This is a genomic window from Dyadobacter psychrotolerans (assembly GCF_004349265.1).
GTDB classification, from domain to species: Bacteria; Bacteroidota; Bacteroidia; order Cytophagales; family Spirosomataceae; genus Dyadobacter; species Dyadobacter psychrotolerans.
In genome coordinates this window covers 230,075-251,038 of the sequence record NZ_SMFL01000002.1, presented here as the reverse complement: position 1 = coordinate 251,038, position 20,964 = coordinate 230,075, and the positions used below count along the sequence as shown (strand labels likewise).

Here is a 20,964-nt window from a genome sequence, read left to right as displayed (position 1 = left end):
AAAAATGAAGAAAATAATATTGGTGGTCTAGCGGGCAATAAGCACTTTGAATGATTTTTTACTGCCATCTTTCATGTTGAGCAGCACCGGGTAAATACCCGGCGGAAAACTGCTTACATCTAAACCGGCAGGCGTTACGCTCCATTCTTTCAGAAGTTTCCCGGCGGGAGAAAAAACCTCCGCCTTACTGGCTGTCAGTACCAATTCAGTTTTAACAAACAGTCTATCCGATACCGGATTAGGATATGTATAAAGTGAGTTAGCAAGGGTAGTCCGATCCAAAACCACGCTTTCAATTCTGCTGTAAGCATAGGTTTTATCAAGATCAATTTGTTTAAGACGATAATAAATCCGGTTTTCATTTGGTAAAAAAGATGAGAGATTATCCGTAAACTGATACTGCTGCACCGTATTACTGTGACCCGCTGCCTTCACAAATCCGGCAGTATTCCAGTTTTTACCATCCTGGCTTCTTTGCACGTGAAAGCCACTTGCATTCAGTTCTGAACTTGTAGACCAGCTAAGCTGCACCGTTTCAGATTCCTGTTTTGCCTTGAAAGAGATAAGACTTACCGGAAGAGCCGAAGGGCTGCTGCTGGCAGTGAATTCGGAAAACTCTGTTGTTTGGCAAAGGATCGCATATACGCCTTCTGAAATAACCTGAGCCGGAGAACCGTTTCCGAGCTTCCGCCAGACACCATTGTGGAAATTAGCAATGTATACCTGCGACCTGTCGAAGTTTTCTCCTTCATTTTCCTGATTCCATTGGAAGATCACTTCATACGGAGTTACCGGACCGTCATTAAGGTAAGTTTGCGCAGTCAATTCCCATGGAACGTTTAGCGCCGCAGCAGGATCGGAAATTTGTGGAGAGGCTTCCGTATGAATCTTGGATGTAGAGTAAAAGGTGTAATTTGAATTTAACTTTCTGATCTTTAAGGGAAGATAGAAATCTTCGTTACCTATTGGCAGGGTGGTATAGCCCGAGCCACCTCCTTCCTGCAGGAAGTAATTCCCATATCCCGAAGCTTGTCCATCGTCGGTGATGATGTATGATCTGGCAGATGCGCCGAAGGTTTTCAGGCTTGTTGAAAGTGTATAACCATTGGTTCGAATTTTCCCGTTTTTAAAAACAATAGAGATTACATCGGCATTGGACTGCATCGTTACTTCAAACGGTTCCTCATCTTCCAGCCCCGTGCCGATGGTTACCACTTCCTGGTATGAAGGAACTCCCTCGCCTCCCCAGGTTGCAGGATTATTCCAGCTCCCGGATTGAACAGCAACGAAAGTGTGGTCCGGACCAAAAACAGGATAATCAGCATAAGTACTTTGGGTCATTCTTCCGGTGAGCGCATTGTTGCTATTCGTAGTCGGACTGCCTGCGCCCCTGGATTTATTTGGTACAATCCTGTCCAGTCCAGTGCCAGGTTGTGTTCCGGGAAAGTTATAATCGTAATAAGCAAAAAGCCCGTTTGTGTAAATATCAGCCTCTTCATTCATCGTCGTTAGAATTCCGCTTCTTAGTTTTGGAATATTCCAAAAACGCAATTCATCCATTCTGAAAAACCGGTTATCTCCGCCAATCTTAACAGGTTGGGTATTTTTTCTTACCATATTGGGATCAGGAGCAGGCCTGCTGCCGGATTTTTCTCCGTTGATATAAATCGCCATTTCACCACGTTGGGTGTCGATATCCGGATCATAGCCTTCGACTTCAACCGACTGATTACTCACCAGGGCCACATGAAACCATTCATTGTATTGGGTAACAGGTGCCCAGACGGTAAAAAAATCCTGTTGCTGGTCAGTTATATGAATTTGAAATTGAACTAACGTTGTTGAACTAGTACAGTCCGCATCGCCGCAGGTGTAAACCGTGCCAACTGAAATGGCACCATCGGGCTGATGTATCCAGTTTTTACCCGTGGCAAATTCCGCCGGACCGACCTTTACCCAGAACTCGATCGAGAAGTTACCCGACAGCATATAGGACCAGCTGGTATTATAATCATCAATACTGATTGGCTCCACGCCTGTGTAAAAACTGGCGGAATTGCCAAAGACCTGCGGATCGTAGTTTGGTGTTACCTGAGCACTGGCAGTCAGATTCAGAAGAAAGCACAACGGAAGTACCCATATCGATATTCGTAAAGCATTTTTTTTCATAACAGTTGTTTTAAAGGTAGAGGCCAAAGGCCAATTGGAACATTACAAAAGTCCTCTAAAAGCAACCCTGATAAAATCGATGAACACCTATAAAAAGCCTATATGAAAACATACATTTTACCGCACCTTTAATACCCCGATGCTTATTTTTTCATTTATTTACAACATAAATGAAAATTGACTGCCAGGTTCTTAGCTATTTTAAGCTGATCCTTTTTTCTTATTTTTACCAATCATCACATGGATGAAAGCCCGACTCTAACCATTGAAATAAAATCCGTTTTGAAAACATTTCTGCTTGTTATACTTGTTGGGTGTTGCCTTGGAGCGACAGCGCAAAAGATCGATTCGCTGCAGTTAGAATTAAAAAAGTCCGCAGCAGATACAAACAGGGTTAATATCTTCTACGAGCTTGGATATGCAAATTGGCTCGGCGGCAACGATTCACTTGCAATTGTTTGTTGTTCGCAGTCAGTCCGACTGGCTAAAAAACTTAATTTTTTCAAAGGAGAAGCAAAAGGCCGGCTGATGCTGGTGCGTATTGAGGTTGACCGGCTGGTGGATCAAAAATCTGCTTTTGCCCAGTTGGATACGGTTATGCAAATTGCCGTCAAAAATAAGGACCACCATATAGAAGGCCAGCTTTATATTCGTAAAGCGCAGCTTCTGGAAACCAATTTAACACGCAAAGCAGAAGTGATGCCTTTGTATAATAAGGCACTGGCTATATTTGAGGCTCTTGGTGATAAATCCTGGCAGGGAACGGTCTACAACGAGCTGGGTCAAAAAATGGCTATAAGCGGCCAATACAGTAAAGCAATTGAGTTTTTGCTGCGTGCACGAAAAATGCAGGAAGAATCCGGCAATATCACCGCACTTCGCTCCACCATCCCTAATCTGGGTGTAGCCTACGCCGCACTGGGTTTGTATAAAGAAGCACTGGCTGCTTATGATGATGCAGCCAGGATTGCCCAAAACCGAAATGACAAGGTGCTGGAAGCTTTTCTTTTAAACCAACGGGCAGAAATCCTGGAAAAACAAAGTAAATACAAAGCGGCACTGGAGATTCTTAAAAAAGCAGCTGCCATTCACGAAGCTTCCGGCGCCTCTTACTGGCTTCCGAAGACTTATTCAAGAATGGGACGCGTTTACACCCAAATGAAAGACTTTGATAAAGCTTTAAAATACACCGAGTTGGGTGACAAACTTTTTCAGGATGTAGTCGATTCGGACGATTTTCTCGACCATGTCGTTCAGGTTAATTATGGAAGAATTTATCTGGCAAAAAAACAGTATAGCCAGGTGATCGCACGCGCATCGAAAGGACTGGAATACGCCATGGAATCAGATCCGGTATTGATACAGGAATCGGCAGAATATAACCGCCAGCTGGCAGAGGCTTACCAGGCAACCGGAGACAATAAAAAAGCACTGGTTTATTTCCGGGCGTTTAAAAATGACTCCGATTCACTGCTCAACAAGGAGTCGCTGCAAAAGGCAACTGCCATGGCAATGAATTATGAATTTGATAAAAAAGACCAGTTGAGTAAGCTGAGCATACAAAAACTGCAAAATGAAAAACTGATACAGTCCCGTAACTTTTTGATTGGCCTGTCTGTACTTGCGGTCTGTATAGCGGGAATCATACTTTGGTCCAACAGAAAACTCAGAGGTAAAAATCAGCAGCTGGTGGCTAAAAACAGAGAAATTGAGCTCGCACTTTACAAAGGACAAAATCTGGAAAGAAAGCGGGTTGCCTCCGAGCTGCACGATAATCTGAACACCAAACTGGCGGCGCTTCGCTGGCGCATGGAAGCACTTAACACTTCTTCATACAGCGAAGCAGACCTGAAAATTCATAACGGTTCTATTCAAATGCTTGAAGATATCTATGCCGACGTTCGCCTGATTTCTCACAACATGCTGCCCGCCGAACTGGAAACGCATGGACTGGTGGCAGCCCTATTAAAACTGACAGAAAAATTAAATACCAACCCTAAAACGCAATTTACGCTTGTCATAGACCAGATGCAGCAGCGGGCCGATCCTAAAATTGAATTTGAACTTTACAACGTCGTTTTGGAGCTGGTCAACAACATCATCAAGCATGCCAAAGCAAGTAAGGTTTGGCTAAGCCTTTCTCAAAATGAAGGTATGCTGCTGCTAACAGTTAGTGACAATGGAGTTGGTTTTACCGCCCAATCACAGACAAACGGCATTGGTCTTCGCAACATCAGCGCACGCATCGATGCGTTACATGGAGACTGGAAAGTTGAAAGTACTCCCGATAGCGGAACAAAAGTTGTTGCCCGTGTACCAGTGTAGTAAAGTCAGATCAGTTTATACCTGATGGCGTATTTGGTGATACCAATCGAGTTTTTCACGTTCAGCTTACGAAGAATGTTGTGCCGGTGTGTTTCTACGGTTCCAAAACTGATAAAAAGCTTTTCCGCAATTTCGGAGGTAGAAAATTCCTGAGCTATAAGTTTAATAATTTCAAGTTCCCGCGAAGTAACGGCAACAGGTTCGGATGGTAATACTTCAGTTGACAAAGATCCGTCATTAGGATTTAACAGTTCTTTCATAACTGCCTCACTGAAATATTTGGTTCCGGATGCAACCGTCATTAAAGCAGTTTCCAGTTCGGCACGGCTTGCCTTTTTCATTACATAACCGGTTATGCCTGCCTGAAAAGCCTGACGGATCGTTTCGGCGTCTTCTGAAACAGTCAGCATCAGTATTTTTAATTTTGGATATAGCGGCCTGAGCTGTAATGTAAGATCAATACCTGTCAGATAGGGCATTGTGAAATCAGTGATCAGAATATCTACCGGATAGACTTCCAGAAAATCAGCAACGCTCCTGCTTTCATTAAGCTTTCCGACTATTTCCACCTGAGGAATGGTAGAGATTAAGAGGGAAAGGCTGTCTAATATAATCTGGTGATCATCAACGATCAATACACGTACAGGCATTTGAAAGGGGCTTCGGGTTTACACTCAAAAATACGCCCGAAAGGATCACACTTCCAATAAAATTTTTAAGCCATGTAAAATAGGATTTTCTTCTCCGTGGGGATCTTCCTGCACAGCGCCTGGCCGGTCGTCCTGCTGAATAATTTCCAGCTTAACGGCTCCGTGTGAATCCGACAGGATATAATTCATTACAAAGTAATTTTCCGCTTTATCTTCCAGTCCGGGCCTGGGTGCAAATAAGCTGTATTTGATCAGCTCAAAAGGTACCATTTCCAGCACAATGCCCCATTGTTCAAAAACCTGGCCCTCCCACTCTGTCCGAAACCGGATCTCACTGCCTGGCTGCCAGTCCGTTGTCAGCACACTGCCATACTGCCACTTTTTTACAAGTTCCGGATCTGTTAAAGCTGCCCAAACTCTTTCAATCGGCGCATTAATGTTTATGGTAGAAATATTCGTGGCCATATTACAAGACGGTTTTACAAAATAGTCTGGCATGATGCAATTACATCATTCTTTCACAAAAGTAAAACCTGTTGATGTACAGAGTGTAATCATAACAAAACATCTTTATCCCAACTTTCCACCTCGATCTTTTCAATATCGAGCCACATTCTGGTCCAGACCTTGTCGGCCATGGTCATCATTCCCTGTATCGCTCCAAAAATAACACATGCCGGAAGGATCATCGGAAGGAAAACGAACCATTTTAATGCCATTGCCATGTTTAATTTTCTCATAACGTTGTCTATGATTTAGCGCATTTCTCAATAGGAGCCAGAATAATCACTGCTTATTACAATTTAAATTAATAATATTTAATTAGTTCTAGCAAGAAATTAGAAATGTTTCTACAAAATAAATCTAAATTATTACTAGACCGTTGGCAAGCGGAATTAGTTAAGAGGGCATTTTACGGCTGAATTGAATCTTTAAAGCCTTATCGAAAGAAAGTGTGGAAATCGCTAACAATATACGTAAAAACATATTTAAATGTGTCAAACAGAAAATTAAAAACGATATAATTTTAAAATAATCAAAATTAATTCGCAAATACATGTCTCGTATTACTTCGTCATCCATTGCCAGGTAATGGAATTATATCGAATTTGTTTTGTTGATGGAACTGGTACATTTCCTACTAAATCTCTATTTATATCTCTTTTGACTTCCAGTTTGGTAAAGCTGTAAATCCCTTTTTCATATTCGAAGCTTTCGCCATCGTCGTCATACAAATTCCAGCTGTTTTCCAGTGTACCATAATGCCGAACCGTTAAAGGCAGCACCTGATCTTTCAAGGGCGAATGCAAGATGACTGGCACCATAGGAATTATGCCTCCATCTTTAACGAATAGCGGAATTCTGTCAAGTGCCGCTTTTTGATCTATTTCGATTGTCTCTGCCTCACCGACCAGGTTGCCTGTGTAGAAATCATACCACTTACCTCTTGGCAGTACGACCTTACGTGTCCGCTCCCCTGCAAACAAAGGCGCAACCAGCAGGTAATCACCGATCATATATTGGTCTTTTATATCCTGACGAACAGCCTGAGCATAAGGATTATCCGTAGAATTAAGTTTTCCTTCCACCATTTTATCCTCAAACGAAAAGCCCTCAACCAGATTCATGGCACGAACTGGTGGTTTGCCTTCAAAATGATATTGGGCAAAAGTGGTATACAAATAGGGAAGCAGCTGCATCCGAAGCTGCATAACCTCTTTAACCTGATCGGCAACATCGGGGAAAGTCCAGGGTTTGGTGCCATCCGCCCAGGCATTTAGCATCGCCATCGGAGAGAAACAAACTGTCTGCATGCGTCTGAGCCACTCTTCCGAAGTCTTCGACGAACGAGCCTCCGGGGTCCACAGTACTCCAATAAAACTGCTGTTGACCAATGCAGTAATAAAATCTTTATGATTGTAATAATCGTTATAAATCACATAAGGCAGAGCCGACGCACCGGCATTGGAAGCACGAACGAGCCCATAGGTTCTTATATTTTTTTCTCTAAACCATTCAGATGACATTTTTTGAAATTGCAGTCCGTAAGTTTGACGAACCTGCTCGGCAGTAAAACCGGAAGGAAATTTAGCCACATCAGGCCACAGCCAGTTATCGTAACCATCCGTTTCATCGACTTTATAACCGGAAACGCCAAGATCGATATGCTGTTTGGTAAACAGACCTTTACATAGGTTTTGCGCTGGCTTAGTATTAAAATCCGGCACCACTCCTACCCAAACCGTATGCGAAGCCGTGTAAGGAAGAATGTTTTTGTAGATGGGTGAATGCGAAGACACATAAGGATTGATCCATAAATTCGCCCTTATGTTTTTTGTTTTTAACTGATCCAAGAATGCTTTTGGCTTCGGATAACGGGTCGAGTCCCAGACAAAACTGTTGGGGTAAGCATAAGACTGCCACCCCGGTTCAAGACCGACGAAACTCAGCGGATAACCATTTGCTTCAAAATCCGCCACTTCTTTTAAAACCTGCTGATCAGTAAAAAGTGTGGGCGTACGGTGCGTGAAACCCAGTCCCCATTTCGGCGGAAGCGTTCCTCCTCCGCAATATAGATTGTAACGCTGCACGACCTCCATCGCATTTTTTCCTGCAAATACATATACCTCTGTTCCAGCAGCAGGCACCAGAATTTCAACTGCATCCGAATATGGTGACGGATCCCAGTTTTTCTGAGTATTCCTGTTCATTTCCAGAGGTGGATTTTCAGAATCCCTTCGTGAGGCCGTACCTGCATAAACAGTTATATATCGCGCGGAGTTGATCAGTATCCCATAACCTTTGCCAGACACATAAAAGGGCACCGGCGCGTGGGTGCGGCCATCATCCTTTCCATTGTAGTGATCCACATGAAGCGTCTTGATACTGCCGCGCTGCTGAACGGATTTAAAATTAAGTCCCAACCCGAAAAGCTGCTCCTGTTTAACCAAGGGAAAACGAAGATAAACTTTGCCATCGGTAAGCTCATTTTTGCTGCCGGTCAGATGTTTTGGAAACGCGGGAGCACCCAGTTTTTCCAAAGCCTGCTGCATCGGTTTAATTTGGGCCACGCCAAGCAGCGAAATCTGTTCCGGTTTTCCAACAATTGCCTTCCAGACACCCGGCGCAACCCGTTTCCACTGAAAATTAGCGTTTTGGGCATTTAAATTATAATTGAAAACAAATGAAGACAAAAAGAAAAGTAAATGTGTTTTAAAACGCATTGGTTTTTATGGGTTTAGGTCTGAGATATTTTATTGACTTTCCTGATTTAAATTCACTTCTGGGATTTGAACTAACTATCATCTAAAAACGGAGCTTTTATTTTTTTACTTATCGCACAGACTTTTCTAATGGAAGCACGCCTCGTGCTTCGGCAAAAAGATTTTAAGTATATAACAAAAAAGATTTTCTTTTGTAATTGTCAAATTTGCCGTCTTGAATGAAATATCTATTTTATACCGATTAATAATAAAAAGATGATTTAATTAGAAAAAATCGCGAATTTTTAACCTTTAAACTCCACAGTGACTTCTGTGACATTATTACAACTGCCGGCTATGCGATTGGATGAACAACATTTTTGGAGTGAAATGTGCCAGGGCAACACAGCCGCCTTCGAGAAACTGTATAGCTATTTTGCTACTGACCTTTTTCGATATGGCTACAGGATTTCGACAGATCATGACTTGGTACAAGATAGTATTCAGGACCTGTTTTTAAATCTTTGGAACAAACGTACTGTCCTGAAAGAAGTTGATTCGCCCAGATTTTATCTTTACCGGTCTCTAAGAAACAAACTGATACGTTCCTTTGAAAGTAACCGCTTCGTTTTCAGCAATGATGGTGAGCTTTCCGATCAGCAAATGCCCTATGTTGCTGATATTGAGAGCTGCTGGATCTCAGATGAAGACCACCGCGTACAACTCGAAAAACTGCATTGCGCTTTAAAAAAACTCCCGATACGTCAGCAGGAAGCCATTCAGCTCCGTTATTATCATGATTTTTCGGCGGAGCAAATTGCACAGATCATGAATATCAATCAACAATCGGTGAGAAATCTGCAAAACCGAGCCATGCAGCAGCTGCGCTCAGAGCTCCCCTTCTTTCCCGTCTCTCTTTTATCTGTTGCGATTCTGATTCCCTGATCTACTCCTTTTATTAAGGACGTGAAGGTTAACCCAAAATGGTGGCAAAATAAAAATCGAACAATTTTAATATTTTTTGTGATTTTACTGAGTATGTTTTTAAAAGTTCCGTATCTGTTGATTAGAGCATATCAACTTCAATGGATCGCTACGCAAATTACAGCCTACAGGATTTTTTACAGGATGAGTCATTTATACGGTGGGTAAAATATCCTGATCCGGAAAGTGACCAGTATTGGCAGTTTGTAAAAGATCAACACTTTAGCAATTCAGATCTAATCGATAAGGCCGCCGCGATGATTAAAGCGCTCGCAGGCTTTTATCCTCAGGTTCCTGACTGTGAAATTCAAAAAGGGCATCAGGCCATTCTGGAACGTCTTGAAAAATCAACCGTCTTTCCTTTAAAAAGGCTAATCAACTACACCGGAATTGCAGCTTCATTTTTAATCCTGTCTGCTATCAGCCTCTGGTTTTTTAAGCCCAGTGTGAAACTGCCTTTTTCCCAAACAGTTATTTCAGACGGATTTGATTCCAAAACACTTTCAAACGAAACGCAGGAACCCAAACTTATCACACTTTCGGATGGCAGCACCATTATTTTATCTCATGGAAGCGAGATTAGCTACGAAATGGAGAACAGCGCGCGCAGAGAAGTTTATTTAAGCGGAGAAGCCACTTTTTCGGTTGTTAAAAATGCGGAGCGGCCTTTTTATGTATATACCAACGGGCTGACTACCAAAGTACTAGGAACACGTTTTAAGGTCTCAGCTTACAAACACACTGACAATGTAAAAGTGGAAGTAAGCGCGGGCCGGGTACGCGTTTACAGCTCCTCCACGGAGGGCGACCATGCCGAAAAACAAGGCATTGTCCTAACGCCAAATCAAAAAGCAGTTTACACAAAAAAAGACTTTCAAATTACCCGGACTGTTGTTCCGAAACCAGTCGTTCTGGTCTCGGCAACACAGCTGAAATCTTACATTTATACGGATACTCCCCTGTCCCAGATCTTTGAGGGACTTGAACAAATTTATGGTATCAAGGTCATCTATGATAAGGAGAAATTTAAAGACTGTAAACTAAACATGGTGCTTTCTGATGAGTCGCTGTTTGAAAAGCTCGAACTGATCGGCAAGGTTGTAGAAGGCAGATATAACCTGATTGACGGCCAGGTGGTATTCATTGGCGATGGCTGCAGTGAATAATAATCAACAAAACCCGACTCTATGAAAAAAGACAATTTTTAAAACACCTGCAAAAAAAGAGCCGGACGTGCAGCAACACGACCAGCTCCTAATTCATGGGCTAACCGGCAGCAACCGGTTTTGCTCACTGCTTTTGTATTTCCCAACACAAAACCTGTTTAAATAAATGAACAAAAAACTACTAAATCAAGCCTTTCTGTACCATCTTATGAAAAGGTCACTATTACAGCTAAGCTTAGCGGTGATATGTTCGGGCGTTTGTTTTGCACATGCGATGAATGCCCAGAGTGTGTTGAATCGTTCGGTGAAAATCCGCATTGTCGATAAGTCTTTCGATAAAGCCCTTGCAGCCATTGAGAAAAAGGCAAACGTCAAATTTGCCTTCCGTTCTACGCTGACCAAACCAGAAAATAATTTTACGGTCGAATCTCAGGGAGAGCCTCTTTCAGGAATTCTCGACCGCTTTCTTACACCTCTGAAAATCAGCTACGAAGTATCCGGAGAACACATTGTGCTTCGAAAAAAAAATCTGTCGCAAACTCAGACCTCAGCTGCTGAAATTGCAGAAAGGGATCTTGCCGGGACCATTGTGGATGAAAAAGGAGAAGTGCTGCCTGGCGTGAGTGTTATTGTAAAGGGAACACAGCGCGGCACGATTAGCGATGCAAACGGAAAATATGCCATTTCTCTTCCCGAGGGGTCGGTTTCTCTGGTGTTTTCCTTCGTCGGGTATCTGAATCAGGAAGTTGCCGTTTCCAATCAGACAGTGTTGGACGTTACCCTGAAAGGTGATACAAAAGCACTTGAAGAAGTGATCGTGGTCGGTTATGGAACCCAGAAAAAGAGGGACGTCTCCACAGCGATTTCATCGGTATCCAGCAAAGAATTGAAAGACAAACCAGTAGCTAACTTTGCAACGGCGATGGTAGGAAAAATGGCCGGTGTTAAGATTTCAAACAGCAACACAGCTCCCGGCGGTGGAACGACCATACGTATACGCGGAGTGAGCTCTATTAATGCTACTAATAATCCTTTGATTGTAATCGACGGCTTTCCGCTTAAAGATGGATTTAATAAAGATGAAAACCCGCTTAACGGAATTAACGTAGCGGATATCGAATCTATTGAGGTACTTAAAGACGCTTCGTCGAGTGCCATTTACGGAACCCAGGCTGCCAACGGTGTTATTTTGATTACTACTAAAAAGGGCAAAAAAGGCAAACCGACGCTTAGTATCAACGCCAGTCGTGGATTTGACCAGATGATTAACAAAGTCGATGTGCTGCATGGTGATGCCTTTTTGCAATATCTGGATGACGCGCGGGCAAATGCCTACATTATCGAAGACCCGAATTTTGGTACAAATAACCTGGACGCACCGCAATGGAAATGGACGGATTCTCCGGCATTAAGAATTGAAAACTGGAAAAAGTATTCCAGCAATGCGGCAGGTATGGCAGCACCGGGCAATCTTTTTGCGCGCTGGATTACCGTTAGTGATACTATTTACAAAATGCCTTACGACACCGACTGGCAGGATCTGATCACCCGTACAGGCAGTGTTTATGACGTACAGCTATCCGCTTCCGGTGGCAGTGACAATGTGAATTACATGATTTCCGGAGGTTACTACAACCAGAAAGGGATTGTTTTAAATTCTGATTATAACCGCGTTTCCTTCCGGGCTAATATTGACCTTAAACTGACAAACCGTATCAGGGCAGGACTTTTGCTTGCTCCTACTTTGGAAAACTCAAACGTGCTTCCTAACATCGAAGGCGGAACAAATAACAATCCGTTTTACAATGCGGTGGCAATGCCTCCAATCTGGAATGCAACTGATGCCAGCGGCGAACCGGTTTTTTATGGCAACACACTTTTAGACCCTTGGGACTGGAATTTTGCATTTTTTGTCAATCCGCTTCATTTGTTTAAAAAGAAAGACAGTCGCAGAAACTTTAAAAACCTGTCGACAATTTATACAGAAATTGACATCGTTAAAGGCCTGAAATTCAGATCAGAATTCCATACCGAGTATCGCTATCGCGAACGGGATTATTTTAACCCGAGCTCAGTTCCTACTGCTTCTGCGACTTTTTCAAGATCACAGGGAATCAACGAAACCAACAACCGTTTGTACTGGAACTCTCAGAACTTTTTGACCTACCAAAAAGAATTTGGCAAACATTCGGTTAGTGCCGTGGCAGGATATTCCGTTGAAGAGTCTAATTACCGGGATTCCTATATGGTGAAATATGATTATCCGACGGATCTGATGCCTACCTTAAATCAGGCCATCACGATTTTGAATGCGCAGACCGATGCGAGAACGAACCGGTCCAGCGATGCCATGATCGGAAGTTTCGGAAGGGTGATGTACAATTTTGCAGGAAAGTATTATCTGACAGGGAGTATCCGTCGTGACGGTTCTTCCAAGTTTGGCCAGGAAAAAAAGTGGGGCGTATTCCCATCGGTATCAGCGGCATGGCGTATCTCTGACGAGCCTTTCTTCAAACCGCTGCAACGCTATATCAACGACATGAAAATACGTGGCGGATATGGAATTATTGGCAACTCCGGCATAAACAATTATCTGGCTTTAAGCACACTGAACTCCTCTTCCTATGTTCTCGGAGCCGGTTCAGCTGTGTCACCATCCTACACAGAGGGTAAGATCGCAAATCCGGAACTGGGATGGGAAGAAACCTCGGACATCGGTGCGGGTATCGATGCCGAATTGCTCAATAACCGCATCAGCCTGACCGTTGACTATTTCCACCGGCATACACGAAATATGTTGTTCAGTATGCCGCTTCCCGTAATTACCGGTTTCGCCAACTACATGGCTAATATCGGAGCCATGCGCAACCGCGGCTTTGAATATTCTATCACGACCCGCAATCTGGTAGGTACCTTGAAATGGACGACCAATGCAAACCTTTCCTATTACCGTAACCGGGTTTTGGACATTGGAAAAGACAAACGTCCGCTGCTTAACAACGATGGATATACAACGGAAGGAAGGCCCATTGCCGGTATTTGGGGAGCAAGTTTCCTTGGACCATATAAGGACTGGGAAGATGTAAAAACATCACCGATTGTGAATGCTAACAATCCCGACTGGCGCTACCGGTCAAGCCCCGGAACTGCAAAACTTGCTGACGTAAACGGAGACGGGATTATTGATGCCAGCGACAATACCATTGTCGGTTCAGCCATTCCTGATTTTACCTGGGGAATGACCAACAACTTTGAATACAAGGGAATTGATTTGACAGTACAGATCAACGGAACGCAGGGTGGTGATATTTCCATGAGACAAATGGAAGGAATTTACGGAAGAGGAACGGGGCAGAACAACACAACAGTTGACTATTACAACAACTACTGGACCCCAACCAACACCGATGCCAAGTACACAGCGCCAAGCCGTAAGTCTTATGATGGTACCAACATGAGCGGCTCGCTGCTATATAAAGGTACTTTTGTAAACATTCAGAATATTGCTTTGGGATATACACTGCCTCAGCCGATTGTGGCCCGACTGAAAATGTCGCGGGTGAGATTGTACACTACGGTCATCAATGCCTGGTTTATCACCAAGTTTCCCGGATACAATCCTGAAGCAAATGCACAGGGTGACAACGCATTATCCCAGGGAATTAACCGTGATTCCTACCCAATGTCCAGATCCATTTCTTTTGGTGCCAATTTATCGTTCTAAACAGATAATAACATGAAGTTTACATTTTCAATTCTTTTTGCCTGTATCCTTTTGGTTTCCTGTTCAAAGGATTTTCTGGATCGCCAGCCGGAAGACACGCTTTCGCCGGGTAGTTTTTACAGAAACCCTGCCGAAATTAAATCCGGGCTCGTTGGCTGTTACAAAGTGCTGCAAAGCATTTATAATCAAACCGATATGCCGCTTATTATCGAACTGATGTCCGACGACGGCAAGGATCGTTTTCGCACCGGTTCATGGCAGACATTTAAAAAGACTAATGCCGACTCCCAATCCGGAATATGGACCAACAATTTTAAGATGGTTGCTAATTGCAATACCATAATCGGGATTATTGATACCTACACAGCTAAAAATGCGGAGGAAGAAAAAACCGTAAAAGCTTACCGGGCAGAAGCAAGTTTTCTTCGGGCGCTTGCTTATTTTAATCTGGTTCGTATTTATGGTGCAGTTCCACTGGTACCTGAAACTTTCACAAATCTTTCGTCCGCATTTGGGATCGGAAGAGCGCCAGTCAATGAAGTGTACGCCAAACTGATTATTCCTGATCTGGAATATGCTGCTGCGAATTGTTTCAAAAAGGCGGATCTGAAAGGAGAAGAAGCCCGGGCGTCGAAAGGTGCTGCGCTTACGATGCTTGGAAAGGTTTATCTCACACTGAATAACCCTACAAAAGCCGCTGAAACGCTTAAAAAACTGATCGTTGATAATGAAGCGGGTGCCTATTCTCTTCTGCCAAATTACAAAGATGTGTTTGCTTCAAACTCAAAATTCCATGCAGAATCAGTTTTTGAAGTCAATTTTAACATTGCTGCCGGTCAGCCAAGTTACTGGTTCAGATGGGTTAACAATGATGTGGGATTGATCTGGGGGGTGGCTGGTGCCTCAAACCTTTTAGTCGAGCACAATCTGATGCGTGAATTTGTGAGTACAGGAGAAACGGTGCGATACAAAACCGCGATTGATTCGGGTTACATCGCATCAAGCACCATTCCAATTCAAGCCTGGGTGATCAAACATTCTCCTGCTCCGGCGCAGCTAAAACCATTTAATAACACCGGAACAGACAACAACTATATCATCACCAGATATGCTGACGCGCTTTTAATGTATGCAGAAGCATTAATGGTACTTGGCAAGAAGGATGAGGCATTAGTATATGTAAATCAGGTTCGCACTCGCGCCAAGGTTCCTGCAATTACTGCCGCACAGCTCAACATCGATGCGATTTTGCATGAGCGCAGAATGGAGCTTGCCTACGAAGGTCACCGCTACTTCGACCTGGTACGCACTGGTAAAGCGATTGATGTTTTAACCAAAGTGTTGCTGACAAAAGTTGATTATGATACCAACATTGCCATTTCCGCACCAATTCCGGAAGAACAACTCATTCTGCCAATCCCTGTTGGAGAAATCGAAAAAGATCAGACTTTACCGCAAAACCCTGGTTATTAACAAAAACTGCAAGAAAACATGAAATTTACCATATATAAAATCGCATTCGCAATCCTGGCCGCCAACGTATTGTCATCCTGTCTCAAAGAGGATATTGTAGGAATCCCATCGATTGCAGGTGTAAAGTATTATATCGCCAATGCGCAGGGAAAGGATTCGCTCGTGACTCAGCCCATTAAAGGAAAGGCAGTTAAAATTGTAGTTGATACCGATGCAGATATGTGCTCTGTATGGCCTGGCGGAACGAGAGTGATCATGAAAAAGAAAAAAAGTACAGATGGCGTCACCTTCGCAGACTCGATCGACATGTTCAATCATCCCGTACTGGTCAACAGCGATTTATACACTGACTACGGTCTGATCGGTGCCAAAGGTTTAAAAACCACGCTTTCCAACGAAGGCTGGTATTGCACCTACACGTATCCGCAATCCGGATCTTTTGATTTGGTTGTACTCGTAACCAATCACGGCTACAACGATGGTGACTTTAAACAGTCTGTTGTGGAACTTGGAAAAGTTCAGGTGAAATAAAAATATTAGGTTATTAAAACGCCGAGATCAACGGATATTTTCTGTTGGTTTCGGCGTTTTTTATATCCCCCTCAAATTTTATCCGCTGCTGGTACCCATTTCACTTTTAAATCCGGATCTGCCATGTTTTTGTCGAGGGGAAACATTGGGCGTTTGATGCGTTTATATCCCAGCCGTTCCAGATTCTGGTCTACACCACCGGGCGTGAGCGCAAGTATCCAGTCAGCACGCATGGCGTAAAGCTCAGGTTCCAGGTAACCGATTTTTACAACCACGATATCCGATTTTCTCGGATTCAGCCCAAGTCTGGTAAAGTCAGCCTCTTTATGATAGGGTTTTCTTTTTTTAGTTACAATCACATGCACACTTCCTACTTTAATAACAACTTCCGTTTCCGCATTTCTGTCACCATGCTCAATGGCTTCTACAACACCGTTCAATTGTATCGGCGGGGCAAAACGTGCATCAACTGCGGCGCCAACGTATGCTTCAATCGTTTGACCAACTCCTACTGCAACAGCCTTGTCCACAAGTTCGGGACCAGGGATAGAAGCGTAAATAAGCGACGGCCCGTTCTCAGATTTAAACTCTGCACATGCAAGAATTTCTTTTAAGGTCCAGGTTACGTCGCCCGCACCACCCGCTGTTGGGTTGTCACCCGAGTCGCTGATAAAGTATGGATGCTTCTGGCTTTTAATTGCCTTGTCCAGACTTTCCGCCAAAGTTCCGGTGGGTGCTACAAATGCAAAATCAGAACGTGCCTTCCAGAAACTCGCCGCCAGTTTTTCTGCGGTGGCGCCAACTTTCTGTTTGTCGTCACCAGTGACCATCACAACGGCATGATTTCGTGGTTCATCAGCCCAGGCATAACCCACCCACATCGCCGCATCAATAATTCCTGGCTGCACCGAAGCAGGTGCAACAGCTGCATAAATGGTTTTCGCTGGTTCAATTCTGGTGCTGGTTTTTTCACCGGGCAAAAGTACCGGCACTTCTATATAAGCCTTGTACGCAGGTTTTCCTTTTCCGCTTTCCAGTCTGGCCAACAGGTTGTCAACCGCGCGTTTTTTAGTCTGCATCGCGTCTTCGTGCGGAGCCATGCGGTAGCAGGTGATTAAATCGGTATTTTCAGCGAGCCGCCATGAGACATTGCCATGAAGATCCATCGAGGTGGAGATAAGCGTTTTTTTGCCAATAACCTCCCGGACGCGCACGATGAAATCACCCTCCGGATCATCCAGCCCAACCACGCTCATCGCTCCGTGAATGTCAAAAAACAATCCATCATAAGGAAGGTTCTTCCGGAGCAGATCAAGACTTTGTTTTACAAGTGACTCATAGGCTTCACGTGTCACAGTCCCGCCAGGAAGCGAGCGGCCCATCAGTGCTGGAAACCATTGTGCCCGTTTTCTGTTCAACGAATCAGAGGAAAAAAACGGATAATTCCCAAAAATTTCATCTCCGTATTTAGCTTTGAATGCCTCTTCATGAGTAAGCGCAGGTGAGAATGTGCTGGACTCAATCGCCAGTCCTGTGATCGCGATCCTGGGAAGCGGTTTTGTATTACCGGTTTTCTTTTGCGCGAGACAAAATGTCTGAACCGAAAGCAGCAACACAGAAATAATCAGGGAAAATGACAGTTTCATATATGGATTTTGACAAAAATTACTTCATTTTGATTACCATTAAAAGTACATAAAGTTTGTCAGCCTTGTAAATCCATCTGTAAACTTTTCACCTTACCAGAATTGATTTACTTCCGAGCTAAAACTTAAGCTGTTTATTTAAAAGATTTAACCTCAAGCAAGCCAGGTTCATTGGTAGCGGGCAATTCGATTTGCAGTAAACCTTTATTCAGAACCGAAAATTTCACGTTTTTACTTCCAAAAACAACCTGATAAGTTTTAGCAGGATTCATACAGACAAGAAGTGTCCGAACATGTGCCTTCGTGGCACCGTCAAATGATAACTTGGCTTTGAAGGCTGTGTAGTCCTTAACGAAAGATTGTTCTTCAATCACCGTCTCAAAACCCGCAGTTACCGTTCCCACTTTATAATAGGAAGAAAACCAGGCAAGAACTGGTGCTGATAACCCTGAGAACTGGTGCCAGCCCGCTCCCCTGCCCGACTTAACAAGGAAGTGCTCAAAGGTGTAATACGAAGCATCCGTTTCGGTTTTCCAGACATCCAGCGCTTTTTTGGCCAGTTTATAGGCAAGCTCCGGTTTTCCGATATCCAATAACGCTTTCCACATGAACCATTGGTGCGGCATCCAAACCGAGCCGTTCCAGTAACCATCCGTTTTGTAATACGGCGCCGACTGGTCAACAGCGGAAATTCCCGTTGTTGTCCACAAATGCTGCGGTGAGAATAATTTGTCAACCAAAACATTTTGCTGTTCCACCGTGCAAATACCCGCAAGCAGCGGAGAAACGCCATCAAGGCCCATATTAAAGTTCACATTGCCCGGTTCGTAATTAAAAAACGAAACTGCATTGCCCTCTTTATCATGCTTAACATAACTGAAGTAACCACTTTTTTTATCCCACGAATACTTTTGCAAAGCGGTCGTGAACCGGGCTATGTCTTGGTCATATTCTTTAACATCTGAATCCAGTCCAAGCTTCAACGCCATAATTCGGAGGATTTTCGCTACTCTGATCGCGTGTGCCGTATTGGAAACCGGTGAAGTTGTGTCTTCCAGTTTTTGCGCATGCACGCCTACCTGCGGCGGATAATCATCCCATCCGGCAGAATTGTAAAAATAATCCCAGGTTTTGAGCAAACCTGACTTTAACGAACCAATCGTAGAACTGCCGAATTTACCCGCCGTAAAAAGATAGAGCTGTCTTAATCTTGGGTAAAAATAGGCCAGCAGCTCTTTGGACTGTGTTTTGTTCCAAAGATCAAAAAAGGCATAAACCTGAACCGGCAGCGGTGAACCATGATGGATAAATGCAGATTGACTCCCGGGCGGTGTAGTGTAAGCGTTGATAACTTCCGCAGCCAGGCGCTCATTTACCGTGTTCATACCCAACGCTATAAAGCCTGAATCCCAGGTATAAAGACTGTTCCACCATTTGCCGGGTGTGAAATTTCTGATGTAGCTGTTTTGTGTATAAACCGGATAAACCACATTGGACAAAAGCGCGGCCTGCATCATTTTCTGACTAAAAAGGTATTTTTTCCCTTCTGCAATAATTGAATTATCCGGATTTTCAACCGGCGCTTTGGACTCCAATGAATCTTCTTTGGACAGATCATATTTTGCCAGCAGTTCTTTTACCTGATCATAGTTTCCATTGCAAATAACCGCGTAAGAGGTCACTTCACTATGAGGCAGCACTTCAATCGGGCGAATGAAAACGTTAGAATAACTACCTTCCCTGTCGCCGGTGAAAACCTTTTCCACATGGTTGTGAACCAGATTTTTAAAGAAAATATCCAGTTCGCTGTTTCGGAATTCCCGAACCTCCGAAAATCTGTTATCCCATCCTATTCCGTAGTAAGAATTTATATCACCATACTTTAATATCAGATTTTTTGAAGACAAATTCTCTTCCGCCTTTGGACTGAAAGCTTTTACCTGAGATTCTATTTTGAAGGGTTCCTTTTGCGATTGACCGGAGACTACAAACCCATTGATCTCAGCTGACGCTGATCCTTCCGCCACCATCGTAAGCAGCACGACTCCCGGAGTCTTTGCAGAAAAAGGAATTTCGAACTTTTCAGGACTGCCTGTTCCTTTCAGTTCAATTACATTTTGAACCAAACCTGACAGGCGAAATGAAGCAACAGCTCCCTTTTTTACTTTGTATAAAAGACTTAATTTACCTTTTAGCTGTTCCCCTGAAACATTAATACCGTAAGAAACGCTGTCGCCTGCCGTTTCTCCAAAGCCCTTACCCACCCCGCGACCATCAATTAAATCACTTTGCCGCACTTCCCCGCGGAGCCATCCATCGTAGACCAGATTGTCACGGGCTGTTTTTTTAGCAAATGTTAACGACTGATAAGACATGGCGTTATACCACTTCGCATCTGAAGCGACACTGATTTTTTTTGCTGCGGCGTTTTCAGGATATTCGATGAAAGCCATCAGGTTCATTGCCAGATTTTGCGGCAGGTCCGTGTTATTGACGCTACGCATTTTTACAAGCACCGTCGAAGAATCGCGGACGGTATAAGTTACATCCACAAACACTTTGTCCTTCCATTCCAACTCATACCGATAGGTGAATTGGTGCAGGTCCCGGCTGAATTCCCATGGGAAATACCCGGATTCAAATCGTACATTGGGTATTAAAACTTTGTTTCGGTAATAAGCAGGCATGACAGAAAAGTCAAACCGCATGCCACTGGTTATATCGGGTATGTGGGAAACGCCCGCATATTTCTTCGAATACGGTCCCCAGGGCGAAAGGCTTACATCGTGAGAATTATGTAATTTGGTGAAATCTATATTTTTAGAAGAGGTGTTAATTTGCTGGGTAAATCCGGCCGAAGCGAAAAGAAAGCAAAAAAGAAAAACTAAAAAACGTTGGTGTAACATTATGATGATATCAAGGTCGAAGATGCTACTGATTTTACAGGACCTAAAAGTCTGTATATTGGTGACTGTTCATTATTGTGTTTACCCTGATAAATCATTTTTAATCAGTCAGAATCTCGAAACACATACAGATAAAACGACAAACCTGCATCAGTGGTTGTGATGCAGGTTTGTTTATCATACCAGT

The 20,964-nt window shown here is 43.6% G+C and carries 13 protein-coding genes; 6 read left to right on the top strand and 7 right to left on the bottom strand.

Annotation, left to right across the window (positions count from 1 at the left end; genetic code table 11):
* Window positions 1–27: 27 nt before the first annotated feature.
* Window positions 28–2,169: a LamG-like jellyroll fold domain-containing protein gene (locus E0F88_RS04880; protein WP_131957001.1), complete on the bottom strand. Its 2,142-nt coding sequence runs from the start codon at window positions 2,167–2,169 to the stop codon at window positions 28–30.
* Window positions 2,170–2,409: 240 nt separating this feature from the next.
* On the opposite strand from E0F88_RS04880, the gene E0F88_RS04875 reads away from it, so the two are divergent.
* Window positions 2,410–4,494 carry a tetratricopeptide repeat-containing sensor histidine kinase gene (locus tag E0F88_RS04875; RefSeq protein ID WP_131957000.1) on the top strand — a complete coding sequence of 695 codons (2,085 nt, stop codon included), beginning with the start codon at window positions 2,410–2,412 and terminating at the stop codon, window positions 4,492–4,494.
* A gap of 5 nt (window positions 4,495–4,499) precedes the next feature.
* Here E0F88_RS04875 and E0F88_RS04870 read toward each other — a convergent pair whose 3' ends face one another.
* The 4 genes from E0F88_RS04870 to E0F88_RS04855 form a co-directional block, all read right to left on the bottom strand.
* Window positions 4,500–5,144 (bottom strand): response regulator, encoded by a 645-nt coding sequence (locus E0F88_RS04870; protein WP_131956999.1) that lies wholly within the window; start codon window positions 5,142–5,144, stop codon window positions 4,500–4,502.
* Window positions 5,145–5,189: 45 nt separating this feature from the next.
* Window positions 5,190–5,609, bottom strand: coding sequence for an SRPBCC family protein (locus tag E0F88_RS04865; protein WP_131956998.1), 420 nt, complete (start codon window positions 5,607–5,609; stop codon window positions 5,190–5,192).
* Between the two features lie 89 nt (window positions 5,610–5,698).
* Window positions 5,699–5,884, bottom strand: coding sequence for a hypothetical protein (locus E0F88_RS04860; protein WP_229213677.1), 186 nt, complete (start codon window positions 5,882–5,884; stop codon window positions 5,699–5,701).
* Window positions 5,885–6,211: 327 nt separating this feature from the next.
* Window positions 6,212–8,368: a TIM-barrel domain-containing protein gene (locus E0F88_RS04855; protein ID WP_131956996.1), complete on the bottom strand. Its 2,157-nt coding sequence runs from the start codon at window positions 8,366–8,368 to the stop codon at window positions 6,212–6,214.
* Between the two features lie 312 nt (window positions 8,369–8,680).
* On the opposite strand from E0F88_RS04855, the gene E0F88_RS04850 reads away from it, so the two are divergent.
* The 5 genes from E0F88_RS04850 to E0F88_RS04830 all read left to right on the top strand — a co-directional run bounded on the left by E0F88_RS04850 (window position 8,681) and on the right by E0F88_RS04830 (window position 16,225).
* Entirely contained in the window at window positions 8,681–9,292 is a 612-nt protein-coding gene (locus E0F88_RS04850) for an RNA polymerase sigma factor (protein WP_131956995.1), read from the top strand.
* 140 nt (window positions 9,293–9,432) lie between these two features.
* The gene (locus E0F88_RS04845) at window positions 9,433–10,497 is read left to right on the top strand and encodes a FecR family protein (protein ID WP_131956994.1); all 1,065 of its coding nucleotides are present in this window, start codon (window positions 9,433–9,435) and stop codon (window positions 10,495–10,497) included.
* 208 nt (window positions 10,498–10,705) lie between these two features.
* Window positions 10,706–14,221 (top strand): SusC/RagA family TonB-linked outer membrane protein, encoded by a 3,516-nt coding sequence (locus E0F88_RS04840; protein ID WP_165939994.1) that lies wholly within the window; start codon window positions 10,706–10,708, stop codon window positions 14,219–14,221.
* 12 nt (window positions 14,222–14,233) lie between these two features.
* On the top strand, window positions 14,234–15,694 hold the full coding sequence (locus E0F88_RS04835) for a RagB/SusD family nutrient uptake outer membrane protein (protein WP_131956992.1): 1,461 nt from the start codon (window positions 14,234–14,236) through the stop codon (window positions 15,692–15,694).
* A gap of 18 nt (window positions 15,695–15,712) precedes the next feature.
* On the top strand, window positions 15,713–16,225 hold the full coding sequence (locus E0F88_RS04830; protein ID WP_131956991.1) for a hypothetical protein: 513 nt from the start codon (window positions 15,713–15,715) through the stop codon (window positions 16,223–16,225).
* Window positions 16,226–16,296: 71 nt separating this feature from the next.
* On the opposite strand, the gene E0F88_RS04825 is transcribed toward E0F88_RS04830, so the two are convergent.
* Window positions 16,297–17,871 carry a M81 family metallopeptidase gene (locus tag E0F88_RS04825; protein WP_131956990.1) on the bottom strand — a complete coding sequence of 525 codons (1,575 nt, stop codon included), beginning with the start codon at window positions 17,869–17,871 and terminating at the stop codon, window positions 16,297–16,299.
* A gap of 134 nt (window positions 17,872–18,005) precedes the next feature.
* Complete coding sequence (locus E0F88_RS04820; RefSeq protein WP_131956989.1) at window positions 18,006–20,777, bottom strand: MGH1-like glycoside hydrolase domain-containing protein; 2,772 nt, start codon at window positions 20,775–20,777, stop codon at window positions 18,006–18,008.
* Between the last annotated feature and the right edge of the window lie 187 nt (window positions 20,778–20,964).